Origin of the sequence: Candidatus Pelagibacter sp. HIMB1521 (assembly GCF_052047875.1) — a bacterium.
GTDB lineage: Bacteria > Pseudomonadota > Alphaproteobacteria > Pelagibacterales > Pelagibacteraceae > Pelagibacter.
The window spans coordinates 33143-47953 of sequence record NZ_JBNAIZ010000013.1 but is presented as its reverse complement, the minus strand read 5'-3'; the positions used below and the strand labels follow the sequence as shown (position 1 = coordinate 47953).

Below are 14811 nucleotides of genomic sequence, written 5' to 3'. Positions count from 1 at the left end.
GAGTAAATTTTAATATTAAACTTATTAATATGTTTAGAAAGATTCAATTAAAACCATCTTTGAAGAAAAAAAAATCTCACTATATAATTAAAAATACTTTCACTAAAGATTCTGTTAAAAAGCAAATTGAAAAAATTTTGAACGAAATTATATAAATGAAAGAAATAGTTTTAGATACGGAAACAACAGGAATATCCATAAAAGATGGTCACAGAATTGTTGAAATTGGATGCATAGAATTAGAAAATTTAATTCCAACAAAAAACACTTTTCATTGTTACCTTAATCCAGAAAGAAAAGTTTCTGAAAAAGCTTTTGAAGTACATGGTTATTCTGATGAATTTTTATCTAAACAAAAGAAGTTTAGTGATGTCGGAGATGATTTTTTAGAATTTATAAAAGACAAAAGACTTATTATACACAATGCCGAGTTTGATATTGGTCATTTAAATAATGAATTAAGTTTATTTGGAAAAAATAAAATTGAAAATGAAATTATAGATACTTTAACATTAGCACGAGATAAATATCCTGGATCTCAAGTAAGTTTAGATGCTCTTTGTAAAAGATTTAGAATTGATAACTCGCGCAGAACTTATCATACTGCTCTAATAGACTGTGATTTATTGGCAAAGGTATATATTAATTTAATTGATCAAAAAGAACCTACTTTAAATTTTAATAATGATAAAATTTTACAAGAAATAGAAAATATAAAAGTGAATTATTGCAAAAAAATAATAGTACCAACTAAAGAAGAAATTAAAAGACATAGAGAATATTTAAAAATTAATTTAAAAAAAAATTATTTTAATTAAATCTTTGATTATATAAGTTTTCAAAATCAACTTTTTTGTCAAATTTAACACCCGGATAGCCTGAGTTGTGTAATAAGTCCAGTAATGCTTTTTCCATGTAAGGGTAAATTTTTATTTGTAAATCACATAAAATAATTTTTTCTAACTCTTTTTTTTCTTTAATATCCTCATTAATTTTGACTATTGTTGAATAAACAAATTCAAAATAAGATTTTTTTTTATTATCTTCATTGTCATGAAATTTGAATTTTGTATTAACCTCAATCATTTTATTTTTTAATGCCACAGAGTTAATATCTATCCCTAACTGATATTTGTTTATCCTATCTTTTACAAACAAGTATGTCTCTGTATCTGGAGTTTCAGCTGAAAGATCTTTTATATATCTGCCTAAAATTTTATATTTTTCTGCTTTCATCATCGTCTCCTATATCTTCAAATTCTCCTTCAATAAAATCATTTTTCTGTTTTTTTTCTATGTTTGATTTTTTGAAGATAGTTTTAAAAATTAATTTTCTAGTTAGAGGAAATATTAATAAAAATCCTATTATATCAGTAGCAAATCCTGGAATTATTAAAAGCAATGCTGCAAAGGCAATTGCAGCACCAGATATAACTTCATAAGTTGGTTTTTTATTTTTGTTTATCTGAAATATTCCAGATTTAAGAGTATTTAATCCCTCATACTTCGCATAATAAACACCTACGATTGCAGTAAAAAAAATAAAAAAAATAGTATAAATTGCACCAATTTCTGCTCCAATCTTAATGAAAAGATATATTTCAATTACAGGCACTAAAATAAATGATATTAAGATTGTGTTCATTTGTCCTTAATCTAAATTGCTGGTTGAAATTAATCAATAGAGTAATTACTATTAACAGAATGAATTACAGTTTCCAATATATAGACATAATTTTATTAGCCATGATTGCTGGTTTTATTTTTTTAAGGTTAAGAGGAATTTTAGGAAAAAAAACAGGTTTTGAAGGCAAATCTCCATCAAAATTTAAAGAAGCTATTAAAAATATAAATGTTGAAGGTAGTAAAATTTTAAAAAATAATTTTGATCATGAAGCACAAAAAGAATTTTTGAATGGTGCAAAAATAGCATATGAGACAATTATTACAGATTTTGGTGATAATGATAACAAAATTACCAATGCAAAACCCTTGTTAGATAAAAAAATATATGAGCAATTTGATGAAGCCTTAAAAGAGAGAACAAAGAGAGGCCACTTCGCTGAAATTACTTTTATTGGAATTAATAAAGCTGAAATTAAAGAGCATAAAAAAATTGGAAATATTTTAAATGTAACAGTAGATTTTATTGCTGAAGTCATAACATGCGTTAAGGATAAAGAAAAAAAAATTGTCTCAGGTGATCCTGAAAAAATAAAAAAAATATTCGACACTTGGGTTTTTTCAAGAGATACGACATCTTCAAATCCTAATTGGCAGCTTGTAAATATTTTAACATAATTGAAAAATCAAAATTCAGATAAAGATATTAAAGATTGGGAAAAATTTATTAATAGTAATGACAAACTTCCCAATAAAGATGAAATTAAAAAAAAAAAAATTATCAATCAAAGTATTTCAATAGATCTTCATGGCTACAAATTAGATGAAGCGAATAAAGTTATTGAAAAATTAGTACTTAAAGCATATGAAGAAAAAATACTTAAAATAATTGTAATTACAGGGAAAGGTTTGCACTCTAATGTTGAAAAAAACCCTTATGTTTCAAAAAATTTAAGTATTTTGAAATATTCTGTTCCAGAATATCTCAATAACAATAAAGCTTTGATGAATATTATTTATGATATTACGGATGCAAAAATTGAAGATGGTGGATCTGGTGCTTTTTACATATATTTAAAAAAAAATCTTAAAAAATAAATTAAATGATAATCTGGTTGGCTTCTTATCCTAAAAGTGGGAATACTCTTTTAAGATCTATTTTGAGTTCTTATTTTTTTTCCAATAATGGAGAATTTAGTTTTGAAAACTTATATAAAATAACACAATTTCCTCTTCTAAGTCATTTATTGTCAGTTGGAGTAGATATTAATAATGAAAAAGACACCTTCAGAAATTTTATCAAAGCTCAAGAATATATAAATAAAGAAAAAGGAAATTTAAAATTTTTCAAAACTCATAGTTCATACGCAAAGGTTTATGATAGTGATTTTACAAATCTAAAGAATACACTAGGTGCAATTCATATAGTTCGTGATCCTAGAAACGTAGTTACTTCTTTAACTCACCATTATGATTATACTGTCGATGAAGCAATTGAAACGATGATTAACAAAGAACAATTTATGGCCAAAACAGATTTAAATGCAAAAGTATTTATTGGATCATGGAGTTTTAATTTTAACTCATGGAGACAATTAAAAAATCATAGTAATTATTTGCTTATCAAATATGAGGATTTAATAAATAAAAAAAAAACAGTTATGCTTAAAGTTCTTAAATTTTTGAAATCACTAGGGGCAAATATAGATATAGATATGATTAAGTTAAATAGGGCAATTAAATCTACAGAATTTAAGAACATGAAAATTAAAGAACAAAAAGAAACATTTACGGAAGCAGTCATTGATAAGAAAACTGGTAAAAGAAAAAATTTTTTTAATCTTGGGCCAAAGAATGATTGGAAGAATAATTTGAGCGATGAAATTAGAAAAAAAATTGAAAAAGAGTTTGAAAAAGAAATGTTAGAATTAGGTTATTTGTAATTTTATGTTTATTTGGATAGCTTCATACCCAAAAAGTGGAAATACACTAGTTAGATCGATGATTTCATCTTATTTTTTTACTAAAGATGGGTCATATGATTTTGGGCTTTTAAAAAACATAGGTCAGTTTCCAGATGTTACGCTATTTGAAAATTGTGGAATAGATACAAAAAATGAAAAACAAGTTATAAGAAACTATATCAATGTTCAAGAAAAGATAAATAATAAAAATTCAATTCAATTTTTCAAAACTCACAGTCTTTTATTTAATATAGACAATAATTTATTTACCAATCTAGATAACACTCTTGGAGTAATTTACATTATTAGAGACCCAAGAAATGTTGTTCTATCTTGGTCAAAGCATGCCAGCATTTCACTTGAACAAACCACTGACAGAATGATTAATAGGTATCATTTTGGAGGTGATATTAACAGCAAAAAAATCTCAGAGAGAACACTAGTTTATTCTGGTACATGGAGCACAAACTTTAATAGCTGGAAATCTTTTAAAGTCCAAGATAGATATTTATTAGTTAAATATGAGGATTTAGTTATTAATAAAGAAAAAACATTTTTGGATATATTAAATTTTTTGGGAAAATTTCGAAAAACAAAACTTATTTTAGATAATAAAAAATTTGAAAATGTTCTCAAATCAACAGATTTTCAAATAATGAAAAATTTAGAAAAAGATAAAGGTTTTGTTGAAGCTAAAATTAATAAAAAAACTGGTGAAAAAATACCTTTTTTTAATCTAGGTCCAAAAAATGATTGGAAAAAAAAATTAGATACTAAATTAAAAGATAAAATTGAAACTGCTTTTAGTAATGAAATGAAAGAATTGGGTTATCTATAATAAAAAAATTATAGAATAAATTTTGAGAGATCTGTATCTTTAACTAGGCTATCTAAGTTTTTATTTATATAATCTTTGTTAATTATTATTTTTTCTCCAGCTCGATCAGTAGCCGTAAAACTTATATCATCTAATATTTTTTCAATTATTGTATGTAATCTTCTTGCACCAATATTTTCGACAGTAGTATTTACTTCGGATGCGATATATGCAATTGCATCAATGCCATCATCTGAAAACTCAAGATCAACATTTTCTGTTTTCAACAGTGCTACGTATTGTTTAATCAAACTAAAATCTGGTTCTCTTAATATTCTTTTAAAATCTTCGCTTGTTAATGCTTCTAGCTCAACTCTTATCGGCAATCTTCCTTGTAATTCTGGTAGCAGATCAGATGGTTTTGCTAGTTGAAATGCTCCAGAAGCAATAAACAATATATGATCAGTTTTTATTGGTCCATGTTTTGTATTAACTGTTGTGCCCTCAATCAAAGGCAATAGATCTCTTTGAACTCCTTCTCTTGAAACGTCTCCTCCAACTCTATCTGTTCTAGCAGAAATTTTATCAATCTCATCTAAGAATACTATACCATTATTTTCTGTTGATAATTTAGCAGCTTTAATAATTTTATCTTGTTCGATTAGTTTGTCTGATTCATCATTAATTAAAATTTCATGAGACTCTTTAACCGTCATTTTTTTCTTTTTTTCTTTGTTGCCCATAGATTTACCAATCATTTCTCCAATGTTTATCATTCCAACATTAGCTCCTGGCATTCCTGGGATCTCAAAAGAGGCACCATTTGAACCATTATCGCTTACGGCTATCTCTATTTCATTGTCATCTAAGTCACCATTTCTAAGTCTTTTTTTAAAACTTTCTCTTGTTGCAAGGCTTGCTTTTTTACCAACTAAAGCATCTAATACTTTTTCTTCAGCAGCTTTTTGAGCTTTTGCAAAAACTTCTTTTCTTTTTTTTACTTTTTCCATTGCGATTGCAATCTCAATCAAATCTCTAACAATTTGCTCAACGTCCCTCCCTACGTATCCAACCTCTGTAAATCTTGTTGCTTCAACTTTAACGAAAGGAGCCTCTGCTAATTTTGAAAGTCTTCTAGAAATTTCTGTTTTACCAACTCCTGTTGGCCCGATCATCAGAATATTTTTTGGCAAGACTTCATTTTTCATTTCACCCTTTAAAGCTTGTCTTCTCCATCTATTTCTTAATGCAACAGCAACAGCTTTTTTTGCTTTGTTTTGTCCAACAACAAAACGATCTAATTCTGAAACTATTTCTCTTGGAGAAAGAGCGCTTACCAAAGAAGCTTCTTCTTTCTGATTTTTTTCTTTTGGGTGTAGTGGGGTTACGTTTGAATTATCCATTAAATTTTTTCAATTTTAACATTTTCATTTGTAAAAACACAAATATCAGATGCAACTTTAATTGCTTTTTTTGCAACTTCTTCTGCAGACAAATTACCTTCTATTAAAACTTTTCCTGCTGCTAAGGCATAATTTCCACCAGAACCAATTCCAATTATATCACCTTCAGGCTCTAAAACATCTCCAGTTCCAGAAATTATATAACTGTTATTTTTGTCACCAACAGCCATTAATGCTTCTAATCTTCTTAAGTATTTATCGGTTCGCCAATCTTTTGCTAACTCAACAGCAGCTCTAGATAAATTACCAGCATGTTTTTCTAATTTTCCTTCCAGTCTTTCAAATAAAGTTAATGCATCAGCAGTTGATCCTGCAAATCCTGCAACTACATCTCTCTTTTCAATTTTTCTAACTTTCGATGCTGTACTTTTGACAACAGTATTTCCCATACTTACTTGACCGTCACCAGCAACTACAACTTCATTATTTTTTCTAACTAGTACAATTGTTGTCATACCTAATAAATGGTAACTATTTTTGATACTTCAAGTCTTTACACTAATATTGATATAGTTGGATTAAGTATGTATACCATTTAAAATATATGGCTAGAAAAGGAAAAGTTTCTCGAAAAACAAAAGAAACCAGTATCAATGTTGAATTAAACATTGATGGTAAAGGTAAATACCAGATTGATACTGGAATAGGTTTTTTAGATCATATGCTTGAACAACTATCTAAGCATTCATTAATAGATTTAAAAGTTAAAGCAAAAGGCGACACTCATATCGATCTTCACCACACAACTGAAGATACAGGAATTGCAATTGGTGAAGCTTTAAAAAAAGCTGCAAAGAAATTTGTAGGTATTAAAAGATATGCACACAGAGTTATCCCTATGGACGAAACATTAACTAGAGTTGCAATAGATGTATCGAACAGACCTTATTTGATTTGGAAAGTAAAAATAAAAGTTGAGAAACTTGGTGAGATGGATACTGAATTGTTTAAGGAATGGTTCCAGGCATTTTCACAGGCCGCAGGTATTACAATGCATGTTGAAAATATTTATGGTGATAACAGTCATCACATTATAGAGTCTTGTTATAAAGCATTAGCAAGATCATTAAGAGAGGCATTAGAGATGGATCCTAGAAGCAAAAAAAGTATTCCATCAACTAAAGGCTCATTATAAGTTTAATGAACGTCACTATTGTTGATTATAATTCGGGCAATATAAGCTCGGTAATAAACTCGTTTAAGGAAGTTGCTAAAGATAAAGTAAATATCGAGGTTACATCAGATTTAAATAAGATTAAATCTTCAGACAAAGTTGTTTTACCAGGGCAGGGTTCGTTTAAAAGTTGTGTTGATGCACTTAAAAATATTAATGGTTTAGCCGATACTTTGAATGAATTTGCAAATAATAATAAAAAACCTCTTCTTGGCATTTGTGTTGGACTACAAATGTTTGCAGATATTGGATATGAAGAAATAGAAACCAAAGGCCTTGGTTGGATATCTGGCAAGGTATCTAAAATAGATAATCAAAATGGAAAATTTAAACTCCCTCACATTGGATGGAATGAAATTGATATAAAGAAAGATAGTAAAATATTTAAAGGTATTGATAATAAATCTCACATGTACTTTGTACACAGTTATGAGTTTATTCCAGAAGATAAAAATGTGATTTCTGCAATTACAGATTATTCTTCAAATATCGTTTGTTCAGTTGAAAAAGAAAATATTTTTGGAACACAGTTTCACCCTGAAAAAAGTGATAAAATTGGACTCAAAATAATTGAAAATTTTATAAATTTATAATGAAGATATTTCCAGCAATAGATATTAAAGACAAAAAGTGTGTGAGGTTAGTAAAAGGAGACTTTGATAATAAAACTGAATATGAAATGTCTCCAGTTGAACAAGCTAGAAAATATAAAGATCATGGTTTTAAAAACTTACACATAGTTGATTTAGATGGGGCATTAACTGGTGAAACAGTTAATTTAGATATTATTCAAGAAATAGTTACTAAATTTGATCTTAAAATTGAGATTGGTGGAGGTGTAAGAAATTTTGAAAGTATCCAGAAATATACTGATGCTGGTGTTGAAAAAGTTATTTTAGGAAGTGCCGCCATAAAAGATAAAAATTTTTTAAAAGAAGCTTGTAAAATATTTCCAGACAAAATTGCCTTAGGTTTAGATGCTAAGGACGGTTATTTGTCTGTTTCTGGTTGGAAAGAAAATTCAAATCAGTTGACTTTAGATTACTTAAAAGAAGTAAATGAATATGGAGCAAGTAGACTCATTTATACTGATATCAATAGAGATGGAATGAAGCAAAGTCCTAATTTCGAGGAGACATTTAAAGTTGCTGATACCTCAAATTGTCCTGTAATTATATCTGGTGGAGTTTCATCAATTTTAGATATTAAAAAAGCTAAGGAGTTAAACAATAGTAATATCGAAGGTATTATAGTTGGAAAAGCTATTTATGATGGCGATATTAAATTGTATGAATTAGCTAAGGAAGTAGATGCTTAAGAATAGAATAATACCTTGTTTAGATGTTAAAAATGGTCGTGTTGTAAAAGGAATTAACTTCGTTGATCTGCAGGATGCAGGAGATCCAGTTGAACAGGCCAAAATTTATTCTGATGGAGGAGCAGATGAAATTTGTTTCTTGGATATCACAGCATCAAATGAAAATAGAGATACAATTTATGATGTTGTAGAGAAAACTTCAAAAAAATGCTTTGTTCCATTAACAGTTGGAGGAGGGGTTAGAAGTGTTGATGATATTAATAAATTACTTAATTGTGGAGCAGATAAAGTTTCTATTAATACTGCAGCGGTTCAAAATTCTGAGGTAGTAGTTGAAAGCTCAAAAAAATTTGGTTCACAATGCATTGTGGTGGCTATTGATGCTAAAAAAAATGCTGATAAATGGGAAATTTTTACACATGGTGGAAGAAATAATACTGGAATTGATGCAATAGAATTTGCATCAAAAATGGAAAGTAGTGGAGCAGGTGAACTATTGGTAACTTCAATGGATAGAGATGGTACCCAGGTAGGTTATGATATTGAGCTTATGTCTAAAATTTCATCCAAAATAAACATTCCTGTCATTGCATCAGGCGGAGTAGGGAATCTTGATCATTTAGTTGATGGAATTAAATTAGGAAATGCTAGTGCAGTCTTAGCAGCATCAATATTTCATTACGGTAAACACTCAGTAAAAGAAGCGAAGGAATATCTGGATTCAAAAGGAATACCTGTTAGAATTTGATATGCTTAATACATTAGAAAATCTAATTAAACTTGCAAGAGAAAGAAAAACCAATCCAGTTGAAGGTTCTTATACAAATAAATTACTTACAGACAAATCTTTAAGTAAAGCTAAGGTCTTGGAAGAAATTGATGAATTAATTGAAGCTATAGAGGAAAATACAAACAAAATTCACGAAGCAGCTGATGTCTTTTATCATCTGCTAATGTATTTAGAAGCTAATGATGTAAAAATTGAAGAAGTAATGGAAGAATTAGAAAAAAGGAAAAAATGAACTACGATGACAATAATATTTTTGCTAAAATTTTACGTGGAGAGATACCTTGCAATAAAATATACGAAGATGATTATGTTTTGTCATTTCATGATATCAATCCACAAAAGAAAGTTCATGCTTTAGTAATTCCTAAGGGAAAATACAAAGATCTTGATGATTTTAGCATGAATGCATCATCTGAAGAGATGGTGGGTCTTTTGAAAGGTATTAATATAGTTGCAAAAAAGCTAGGTATTTCAACAGAAGTAGGCCAAGGTTATAGAGCACTTGCTAATATTAGTGAACATGGTGGTCAAGAGGTCCCTCATTTGCATTTTCATCTATTTGGCGGCGAACGTGTCGGAAAAATGGTCGAGTGACAGAAGAAGTTAAAAGAAATTATCTAGAAATAAACTCACTGCATGATTTAAAAGACGGTGAACTACCTTCGAAAGATTACAAAGTTAATTTGATTGAACCGATTGATTTTCAATTAAATAAATTTTTTTATAAAAATATAGGTAAAAAACATAAATGGATCGATAGATTAATATGGACAGAAGAGCAGTGGATTAAATACGTGTCCAACAAAAATGTTAAAACATTTGTATTAAAAAATAAAAAAGATTTAGTTGGTTTTTTCGAATTAATTATTCATTCAGATAAAAAAGAAGTAGAAATTGCATACTTTGGAATATTAGAAGAATATCAAAATAAAAAATTAGGCTCATTTTTATTATCGGATGCCATTAAAAAATCATTTCAACAAAATGTAGAGAGAGTTTGGCTTCATACGTGTTCTTTGGATCATAAAAATGCACTTAATAATTATCTAGCTAGAGGAATGAAAATATTTAAATCAGAAATTGTTAAAATTTAATTTTGAAGAGGAGTTTTAAATATTTTTTCATCAACAACTTGATTTGATTTAACTGAATAAAGAAGTGTGACAGCAATATTTTGATAAATATCCTTAGTTTGCCAGCCAATTAAATTATAATTATTTATATCAAAAAAAATCTCTATTGATTGATTATTTTCATTTATTGTAAATTTGACCAGAGAATTATTAATAATTTCTTCATTTAATTTCGATATTTTATTTAATAAGAAATTTTTATCTAAAATAAAATTTAATGGTGTTTTATCCAATGGATACCTGTAGTAGCTCGAAGTAGATTTTATAATTAAAGATTTTCCATTTGAAACTATAACTTTGTTTTTTCGATCATACGTACAAAACATTTTTTTTGGATATTGAATTGTACAGTTTCCAAACTCAATTTTTCCATTTATATCTTGCTCAAAATCAAAATTTAAATTTAAAGTATCTTTTAATTTATTAATTATTTGATTTTTATTATTTGCATTTACCTCACTAGATAAAATAATCAGATAAACCAATAGCAATAATCTCAACATCAAAGAACGTCTCTTTTACCCACATGATTTGCTTTGCTAACAATTCCATCAGCTTCCATCATATCAATTATTCGTGCAGCTCTATTGTACCCAATTTGAAGTTTTCTTTGTAAAAACGAGGTAGAGGCTTTTCCTTCAGATCTAATTATTTCAACAGCTTGTTGATATAATTCATCTTTATCTCCTTGATCTGTATTTGATCCTAACTCTTTCTCGTCTGCAAAATTCAAGATTTCATCAATATAGTCTGGTTCAGCTTGTGATCTTAAAAAATTGTTTATTTTCTCTATTTCATTATCTGAGACAAATGGAGCATGAATTCTTACTATTCTGTTAGCAGATGACATATAAAGCATGTCTCCCTTTCCTAATAATTGTTCTGCTCCTTGTTCACCTAAAATTGTTCTACTATCTATTTTTGAAGTTACTTGAAAAGATATTCTTGTGGGAAAATTAGCTTTAATTGTACCTGTTATTACATCAACACTAGGTCTTTGCGTAGCCATAATAATATGAATCCCAGCTGCTCTAGCCATTTGAGATAATTTTTGAATATAGTTTTCTATCTCTTTTCCTGCCACTAACATTAAATCTGACATTTCATCTACCACCACCACTATGTAGGGCATTGGAAGTTTGTGCTTAGCATTGTAACCATCAATATTTCTAACTCCTTCTTTTGTCATCAACCTGTATCTACTCTCCATTTCTTTTACTACCCAACCAAGAACTGATGCAGCTTTTTTAGCTTCAGTTATTACAGGGCAAAGTAAGTGTGGTATGCCTTCATATGTTGAAAGCTCAAGCATTTTAGGATCAATTAATATAAACTTACACCTTTCAGGTGTGTGACGGTAAAGAAGAGATAAAATAATTGTATTAATGCAAACAGATTTTCCTGAACCTGTAGTACCAGCAATCAGCAAATGTGGCATAGAAGATAGATCTCCTACAATAGATTTTCCAGAAATATTTTTACCAAGAGCTATCGGTAATTTTGTTTCCTTCTTTTTAAAATCGGCGTTATTTAGAATTTCACTAAGATAAACGTTTTCTCTTGAATTATTTGGTAATTCAATTCCTATAGTATTACTCCCAGGTATAGTTGAAATTCTAGCAGATTCAGAGCTAGTATTTCTAGCGATATCATCTGATAAATTTATAATTTTAGAAACTTTTACTCCAGCAGCTGGTTCAAATTCATTGAGTGTTACAACTGGACCATGACTTACTTTCTGAATTTCCCCCTTAACTCCAAAGTCCATTAGAATTTTTTCTAAAAATTTAGGGTCATTTGTTTCATTTTTATTTGAGTTTTCTCTTTCTCTTTTAGTTGGAACTTTTAATAATTCTATTTTTGGTAATTGAAACTTATTTTTAGAGTTTGATTTATTCTCTGCTTTAATAAATGGTAAGTCTTCTTGTATTAAGTTTTTGATTTCCTCTTGAGGAATATATTCACTTATAAGTTCACTTTTATCTGTGTAAGATTTATTTTCTTTTTTATAAAAAAATTGAAAAATTTTAATTAAAAAATTATAAAATTTAATAGGGTGGAAATTTACACTTAATAAAAATAAAGTAATTATCAGTATAATTAGAACATAGTAAATTAATGTTTCATTTGTAAGAATTATTGTGTTTAAAAAAGTTTGTCCAAAATAGTCTCCTACAAAACCTCCATTTCCATTTATATAAAGTGTAAAAGCATCAGAATAAAAATGGTTTAAAAATAACGTTCCAATAATAGTATATAATATTGCTATAAAAGTATTTTCAATTATTAAAAAAAACTCCTTTAATCGAAATATATTGATACCAGTAATTATGTATGTAAAAGAAATAAGATAAGCAATGAATCCAAAAGATTGAAAAAACAGATCAGAAATAAAACTTCCTTGAAAACCTAATAAATTTTTAATTTCAGTATCTTTAGGAAAAATAAAGTTAGGGTCATCAGGAGAATATGAAAAAAGTGCAATAAATAAAAGAATACCAGCAGAGAAAATTATAATACCAGATATTTCTGCTAATCGATTTAAAGTAAAATTAAGTAATAAATTAGCTGTTTTTTTAATGTCCATTTATACAAATCAATTATACCACTTTGTATCATCTAATTTTTGTTGTTAAAATTAAAAATAATATGAAGATTTGTTTAATAGGCAGTGGACTAACTAGTTTAGCTTTAGCTAAAGCTTTAGTTAATCAAAATATACATGTAGATATTTTAAGAGATAAAAAAAAACAAATAATAGATCAATCTAGGACTATAGGTATTACAAAAAGTAATGTTGAATATTTTAATAATAATATAGTCAATATTGATAAAATAATTTGGAAATTAAATAAAATAGAAATTCTTTCTGACAAACTAAATCAAGAAAAATTATTGGAGTTTCAAAACAACAATCAAGAACTTTTTTCAATGGTCAGAAGTTATGATCTTTATAATATTTTAGAAAAAAGTCTCAAAAAAAATAAATTTTTTAAAATACAAAATCAAATAAATTTAGAAAATATTCAGAATAAATATAATCTTTTAATAAATTTAAATTTTGCAAATTTAATTGCAAAAAAATTTTTTAGTAAAAAAATTATCAAAAAATATAAAAGCTTAGCTTACACTTTAATTCTAGAACATGACAAAATTGATAATAAAATTGCGAGACAAGTATTTACAAAGATTGGACCTTTGGCATTTTTACCTATTTCTGATAAAGAAACTTCTGTTGTTTATTCTATAAAAAATACTGCTAAAATTAAAAAAGAAAATTTAATAAAACTCATAAACTCACATAATCCAAAATATAAAATTAAAAAAATTATAAAAATATCTTCATTTGAATTATTCTCTGCAAGTTTAAGAAATTATTATCATAAAAATATTCTAGCTTTTGGCGAATTAACGCACAAAATACATCCTTTAGCTGGACAAGGTTTTAATATGACTATTAGAGATATAAAAATATTATTAGAGATAATTCAAAAAAAAATAGATCTTGGATTACCAATAAATAGTTCTGTTAATCAAGAATTTCAAAAAAATACAAAACATAGAAATTTTATTTTTTCGAACGGAATTAATTTTATTTATGAATTTTTTAACTATGAAAGTAAGACTAGGAATAATTTTCTTCTAAATTCTTTAAAATATATAGGAAGCAAAAATTCTATAAATAGTATGCTAAAAAAAATAGCAGATACTGGTTTGAATTATTGATTATTGAATAGTGTTATTTTCATAGATATCGTGAGTATATGTTTTTAATATCTCGGCAATTTTGTTTTTTCTGATATCTAAATTTTGAGCTTCTAACAAAACTTGTTTTTCTTCTAGAGAAAATGGCGAGGCCATTGCTAAAGCATTTATTGTTTCATCTAAACTTTGTTTTTCTAGTGCTTTCCAATTAATGATAAAACCTTTTTTTTCAAACAAAGATTTTAGGTCTTTGAAGATTAACTCTAAATCTGAAAATTTAAGATCTTCTTTTTTATTATCCAAATCTTGAATATAATCATTATAATCTACATGCAAAATTCTATATTTAGTTACAGTTTTTAATTCTTTTACAGATTTAAATCTTGTAACTCCTTTTAATTCTATTAAATACCTACCATCTTCTGTTTCTCTAAAACTAGTTATTTTACCAATACAACCCACTTTATGAAGCTCGGGTTGAACTTTTTGATAGCTAGATGATTGAGGCTGTATCATTCCTATTATTTTATTTGATTTCATACTATCGTTAATCATGTCAATATAACGAGGCTCAAAAATATTTAACGGGACTGTAGTTTTTGGAAAAATGATAAAATTACTTAATGGAAATACAGGAATATTAATTGGTAGATCTTCTTTTTTCATAATAAAATTAAATATAACATAGAAAATGTAAATTAGTATTGATTGAATTAAAAAAAGTGTTTAGTTATAATATTTTTTTAAGCGGGCATAGCTCAGTGGTAGAGCGTCTCGTTGCCAACGAGAAGGTCGAGGGTTCGACCCCCTTTGCCCGCTCCAAA

Annotated in this window: 20 protein-coding genes and 1 tRNA gene; 14 read left to right on the top strand and 7 right to left on the bottom strand. The window is 27.4% G+C overall.

Annotated elements, in window-relative coordinates:
• Window positions 1-155 precede the first annotated feature (155 nt).
• Window positions 156-818: a DNA polymerase III subunit epsilon gene (gene dnaQ / locus ACTTA5_RS06595; protein WP_440648840.1), complete on the top strand. Its 663-nt coding sequence runs from the start codon at window positions 156-158 to the stop codon at window positions 816-818.
• Here dnaQ and ACTTA5_RS06590 read toward each other — a convergent pair.
• On the bottom strand, window positions 811-1239 hold the full coding sequence (locus ACTTA5_RS06590; protein WP_440648838.1) for a protein-export chaperone SecB: 429 nt from the start codon (window positions 1237-1239) through the stop codon (window positions 811-813). The two genes, dnaQ and ACTTA5_RS06590, sit on opposite strands and share 8 nt — an antisense overlap.
• Window positions 1217-1645, bottom strand: coding sequence for an FxsA family protein (locus ACTTA5_RS06585; RefSeq protein WP_440648836.1), 429 nt, complete (start codon window positions 1643-1645; stop codon window positions 1217-1219). The genes ACTTA5_RS06590 and ACTTA5_RS06585 overlap by 23 nt, the downstream gene beginning before the upstream one ends.
• Before the next feature lie 59 nt (window positions 1646-1704).
• On the opposite strand from ACTTA5_RS06585, the gene ACTTA5_RS06580 reads away from it, so the two are divergent.
• From ACTTA5_RS06580 to ACTTA5_RS06565, 4 genes are read left to right on the top strand one after another with little or no spacing between them, the layout of a single operon-like run.
• On the top strand, window positions 1705-2301 hold the full coding sequence (locus ACTTA5_RS06580; protein WP_440648834.1) for a Tim44/TimA family putative adaptor protein: 597 nt from the start codon (window positions 1705-1707) through the stop codon (window positions 2299-2301).
• Window positions 2302-2721: a Smr/MutS family protein gene (locus ACTTA5_RS06575; protein WP_440648832.1), complete on the top strand. Its 420-nt coding sequence runs from the start codon at window positions 2302-2304 to the stop codon at window positions 2719-2721.
• A gap of 5 nt (window positions 2722-2726) precedes the next feature.
• A complete protein-coding gene (locus ACTTA5_RS06570; protein WP_440648830.1) occupies window positions 2727-3566 on the top strand; it encodes a sulfotransferase domain-containing protein in 840 nt (279 codons plus the stop codon).
• A gap of 4 nt (window positions 3567-3570) precedes the next feature.
• Window positions 3571-4425, top strand: coding sequence for a sulfotransferase domain-containing protein (locus ACTTA5_RS06565; RefSeq protein ID WP_440648828.1), 855 nt, complete (start codon window positions 3571-3573; stop codon window positions 4423-4425).
• An 8-nt stretch (window positions 4426-4433) separates the two neighbouring features.
• On the opposite strand, the gene hslU is transcribed toward ACTTA5_RS06565, so the two are convergent.
• Entirely contained in the window at window positions 4434-5807 is a 1374-nt protein-coding gene (hslU, locus tag ACTTA5_RS06560) for an ATP-dependent protease ATPase subunit HslU (RefSeq protein WP_440648826.1), read from the bottom strand.
• Window positions 5807-6322 (bottom strand): ATP-dependent protease subunit HslV, encoded by a 516-nt coding sequence (gene hslV, locus ACTTA5_RS06555; protein WP_440648824.1) that lies wholly within the window; start codon window positions 6320-6322, stop codon window positions 5807-5809. The genes hslU and hslV overlap by 1 nt, the downstream gene beginning before the upstream one ends.
• 89 nt (window positions 6323-6411) lie before the next feature.
• Here hslV and hisB point away from each other — a divergent pair, with 89 nt between their 5' ends.
• Genes hisB through ACTTA5_RS06520 form a run of 7 tightly spaced genes read left to right on the top strand, consistent with a single transcriptional unit; the run spans window position 6412 to window position 10243 of the window.
• Complete coding sequence (gene hisB / locus ACTTA5_RS06550) at window positions 6412-7002, top strand: imidazoleglycerol-phosphate dehydratase HisB (protein WP_440648822.1); 591 nt, start codon at window positions 6412-6414, stop codon at window positions 7000-7002.
• 5 nt (window positions 7003-7007) lie between these two features.
• Window positions 7008-7634: an imidazole glycerol phosphate synthase subunit HisH gene (gene hisH / locus ACTTA5_RS06545; RefSeq protein WP_440648820.1), complete on the top strand. Its 627-nt coding sequence runs from the start codon at window positions 7008-7010 to the stop codon at window positions 7632-7634.
• On the top strand, window positions 7634-8359 hold the full coding sequence (hisA, locus tag ACTTA5_RS06540; RefSeq protein WP_440648818.1) for a 1-(5-phosphoribosyl)-5-[(5-phosphoribosylamino)methylideneamino]imidazole-4-carboxamide isomerase: 726 nt from the start codon (window positions 7634-7636) through the stop codon (window positions 8357-8359). Before hisH ends, hisA begins: the two co-directional genes overlap by 1 nt.
• Window positions 8352-9107: an imidazole glycerol phosphate synthase subunit HisF gene (gene hisF / locus ACTTA5_RS06535; RefSeq protein ID WP_440648816.1), complete on the top strand. Its 756-nt coding sequence runs from the start codon at window positions 8352-8354 to the stop codon at window positions 9105-9107. The genes hisA and hisF overlap by 8 nt, the downstream gene beginning before the upstream one ends.
• Window position 9108: 1 nt before the next feature.
• Window positions 9109-9381 carry a phosphoribosyl-ATP diphosphatase gene (gene hisE, locus ACTTA5_RS06530; protein ID WP_075506069.1) on the top strand — a complete coding sequence of 91 codons (273 nt, stop codon included), beginning with the start codon at window positions 9109-9111 and terminating at the stop codon, window positions 9379-9381.
• Window positions 9378-9743, top strand: a complete 366-nt coding sequence (locus ACTTA5_RS06525) for a histidine triad nucleotide-binding protein (protein WP_440648814.1) — start codon at window positions 9378-9380, stop codon at window positions 9741-9743. The genes hisE and ACTTA5_RS06525 overlap by 4 nt, the downstream gene beginning before the upstream one ends.
• Window positions 9740-10243 carry a GNAT family N-acetyltransferase gene (locus tag ACTTA5_RS06520; RefSeq protein ID WP_440648812.1) on the top strand — a complete coding sequence of 168 codons (504 nt, stop codon included), beginning with the start codon at window positions 9740-9742 and terminating at the stop codon, window positions 10241-10243. Before ACTTA5_RS06525 ends, ACTTA5_RS06520 begins: the two co-directional genes overlap by 4 nt.
• Here the strand turns inward: ACTTA5_RS06520 and ACTTA5_RS06515 are convergent.
• Together ACTTA5_RS06515 and ACTTA5_RS06510 are read right to left on the bottom strand one after the other, a co-directional pair.
• Window positions 10240-10785 carry an outer-membrane lipoprotein carrier protein LolA gene (locus ACTTA5_RS06515; protein WP_440648810.1) on the bottom strand — a complete coding sequence of 182 codons (546 nt, stop codon included), beginning with the start codon at window positions 10783-10785 and terminating at the stop codon, window positions 10240-10242. The genes ACTTA5_RS06520 and ACTTA5_RS06515 overlap by 4 nt on opposite strands.
• The gene (locus ACTTA5_RS06510) at window positions 10785-12869 is read right to left on the bottom strand and encodes a DNA translocase FtsK (RefSeq protein WP_440648808.1); all 2085 of its coding nucleotides are present in this window, start codon (window positions 12867-12869) and stop codon (window positions 10785-10787) included. Before ACTTA5_RS06510 ends, ACTTA5_RS06515 begins: the two co-directional genes overlap by 1 nt.
• 62 nt (window positions 12870-12931) lie before the next feature.
• On the opposite strand from ACTTA5_RS06510, the gene ACTTA5_RS06505 reads away from it, so the two are divergent.
• On the top strand, window positions 12932-14008 hold the full coding sequence (locus tag ACTTA5_RS06505; RefSeq protein WP_440648806.1) for a ubiquinone biosynthesis protein UbiB: 1077 nt from the start codon (window positions 12932-12934) through the stop codon (window positions 14006-14008).
• On the opposite strand, the gene ACTTA5_RS06500 is transcribed toward ACTTA5_RS06505, so the two are convergent.
• The gene (locus tag ACTTA5_RS06500; RefSeq protein WP_440648804.1) at window positions 14009-14653 is read right to left on the bottom strand and encodes an LON peptidase substrate-binding domain-containing protein; all 645 of its coding nucleotides are present in this window, start codon (window positions 14651-14653) and stop codon (window positions 14009-14011) included.
• An 81-nt stretch (window positions 14654-14734) separates the two neighbouring features.
• Here ACTTA5_RS06500 and ACTTA5_RS06495 point away from each other — a divergent pair.
• A tRNA-Gly gene (locus tag ACTTA5_RS06495) sits at window positions 14735-14809 on the top strand.
• Window positions 14810-14811 lie beyond the last annotated feature (2 nt).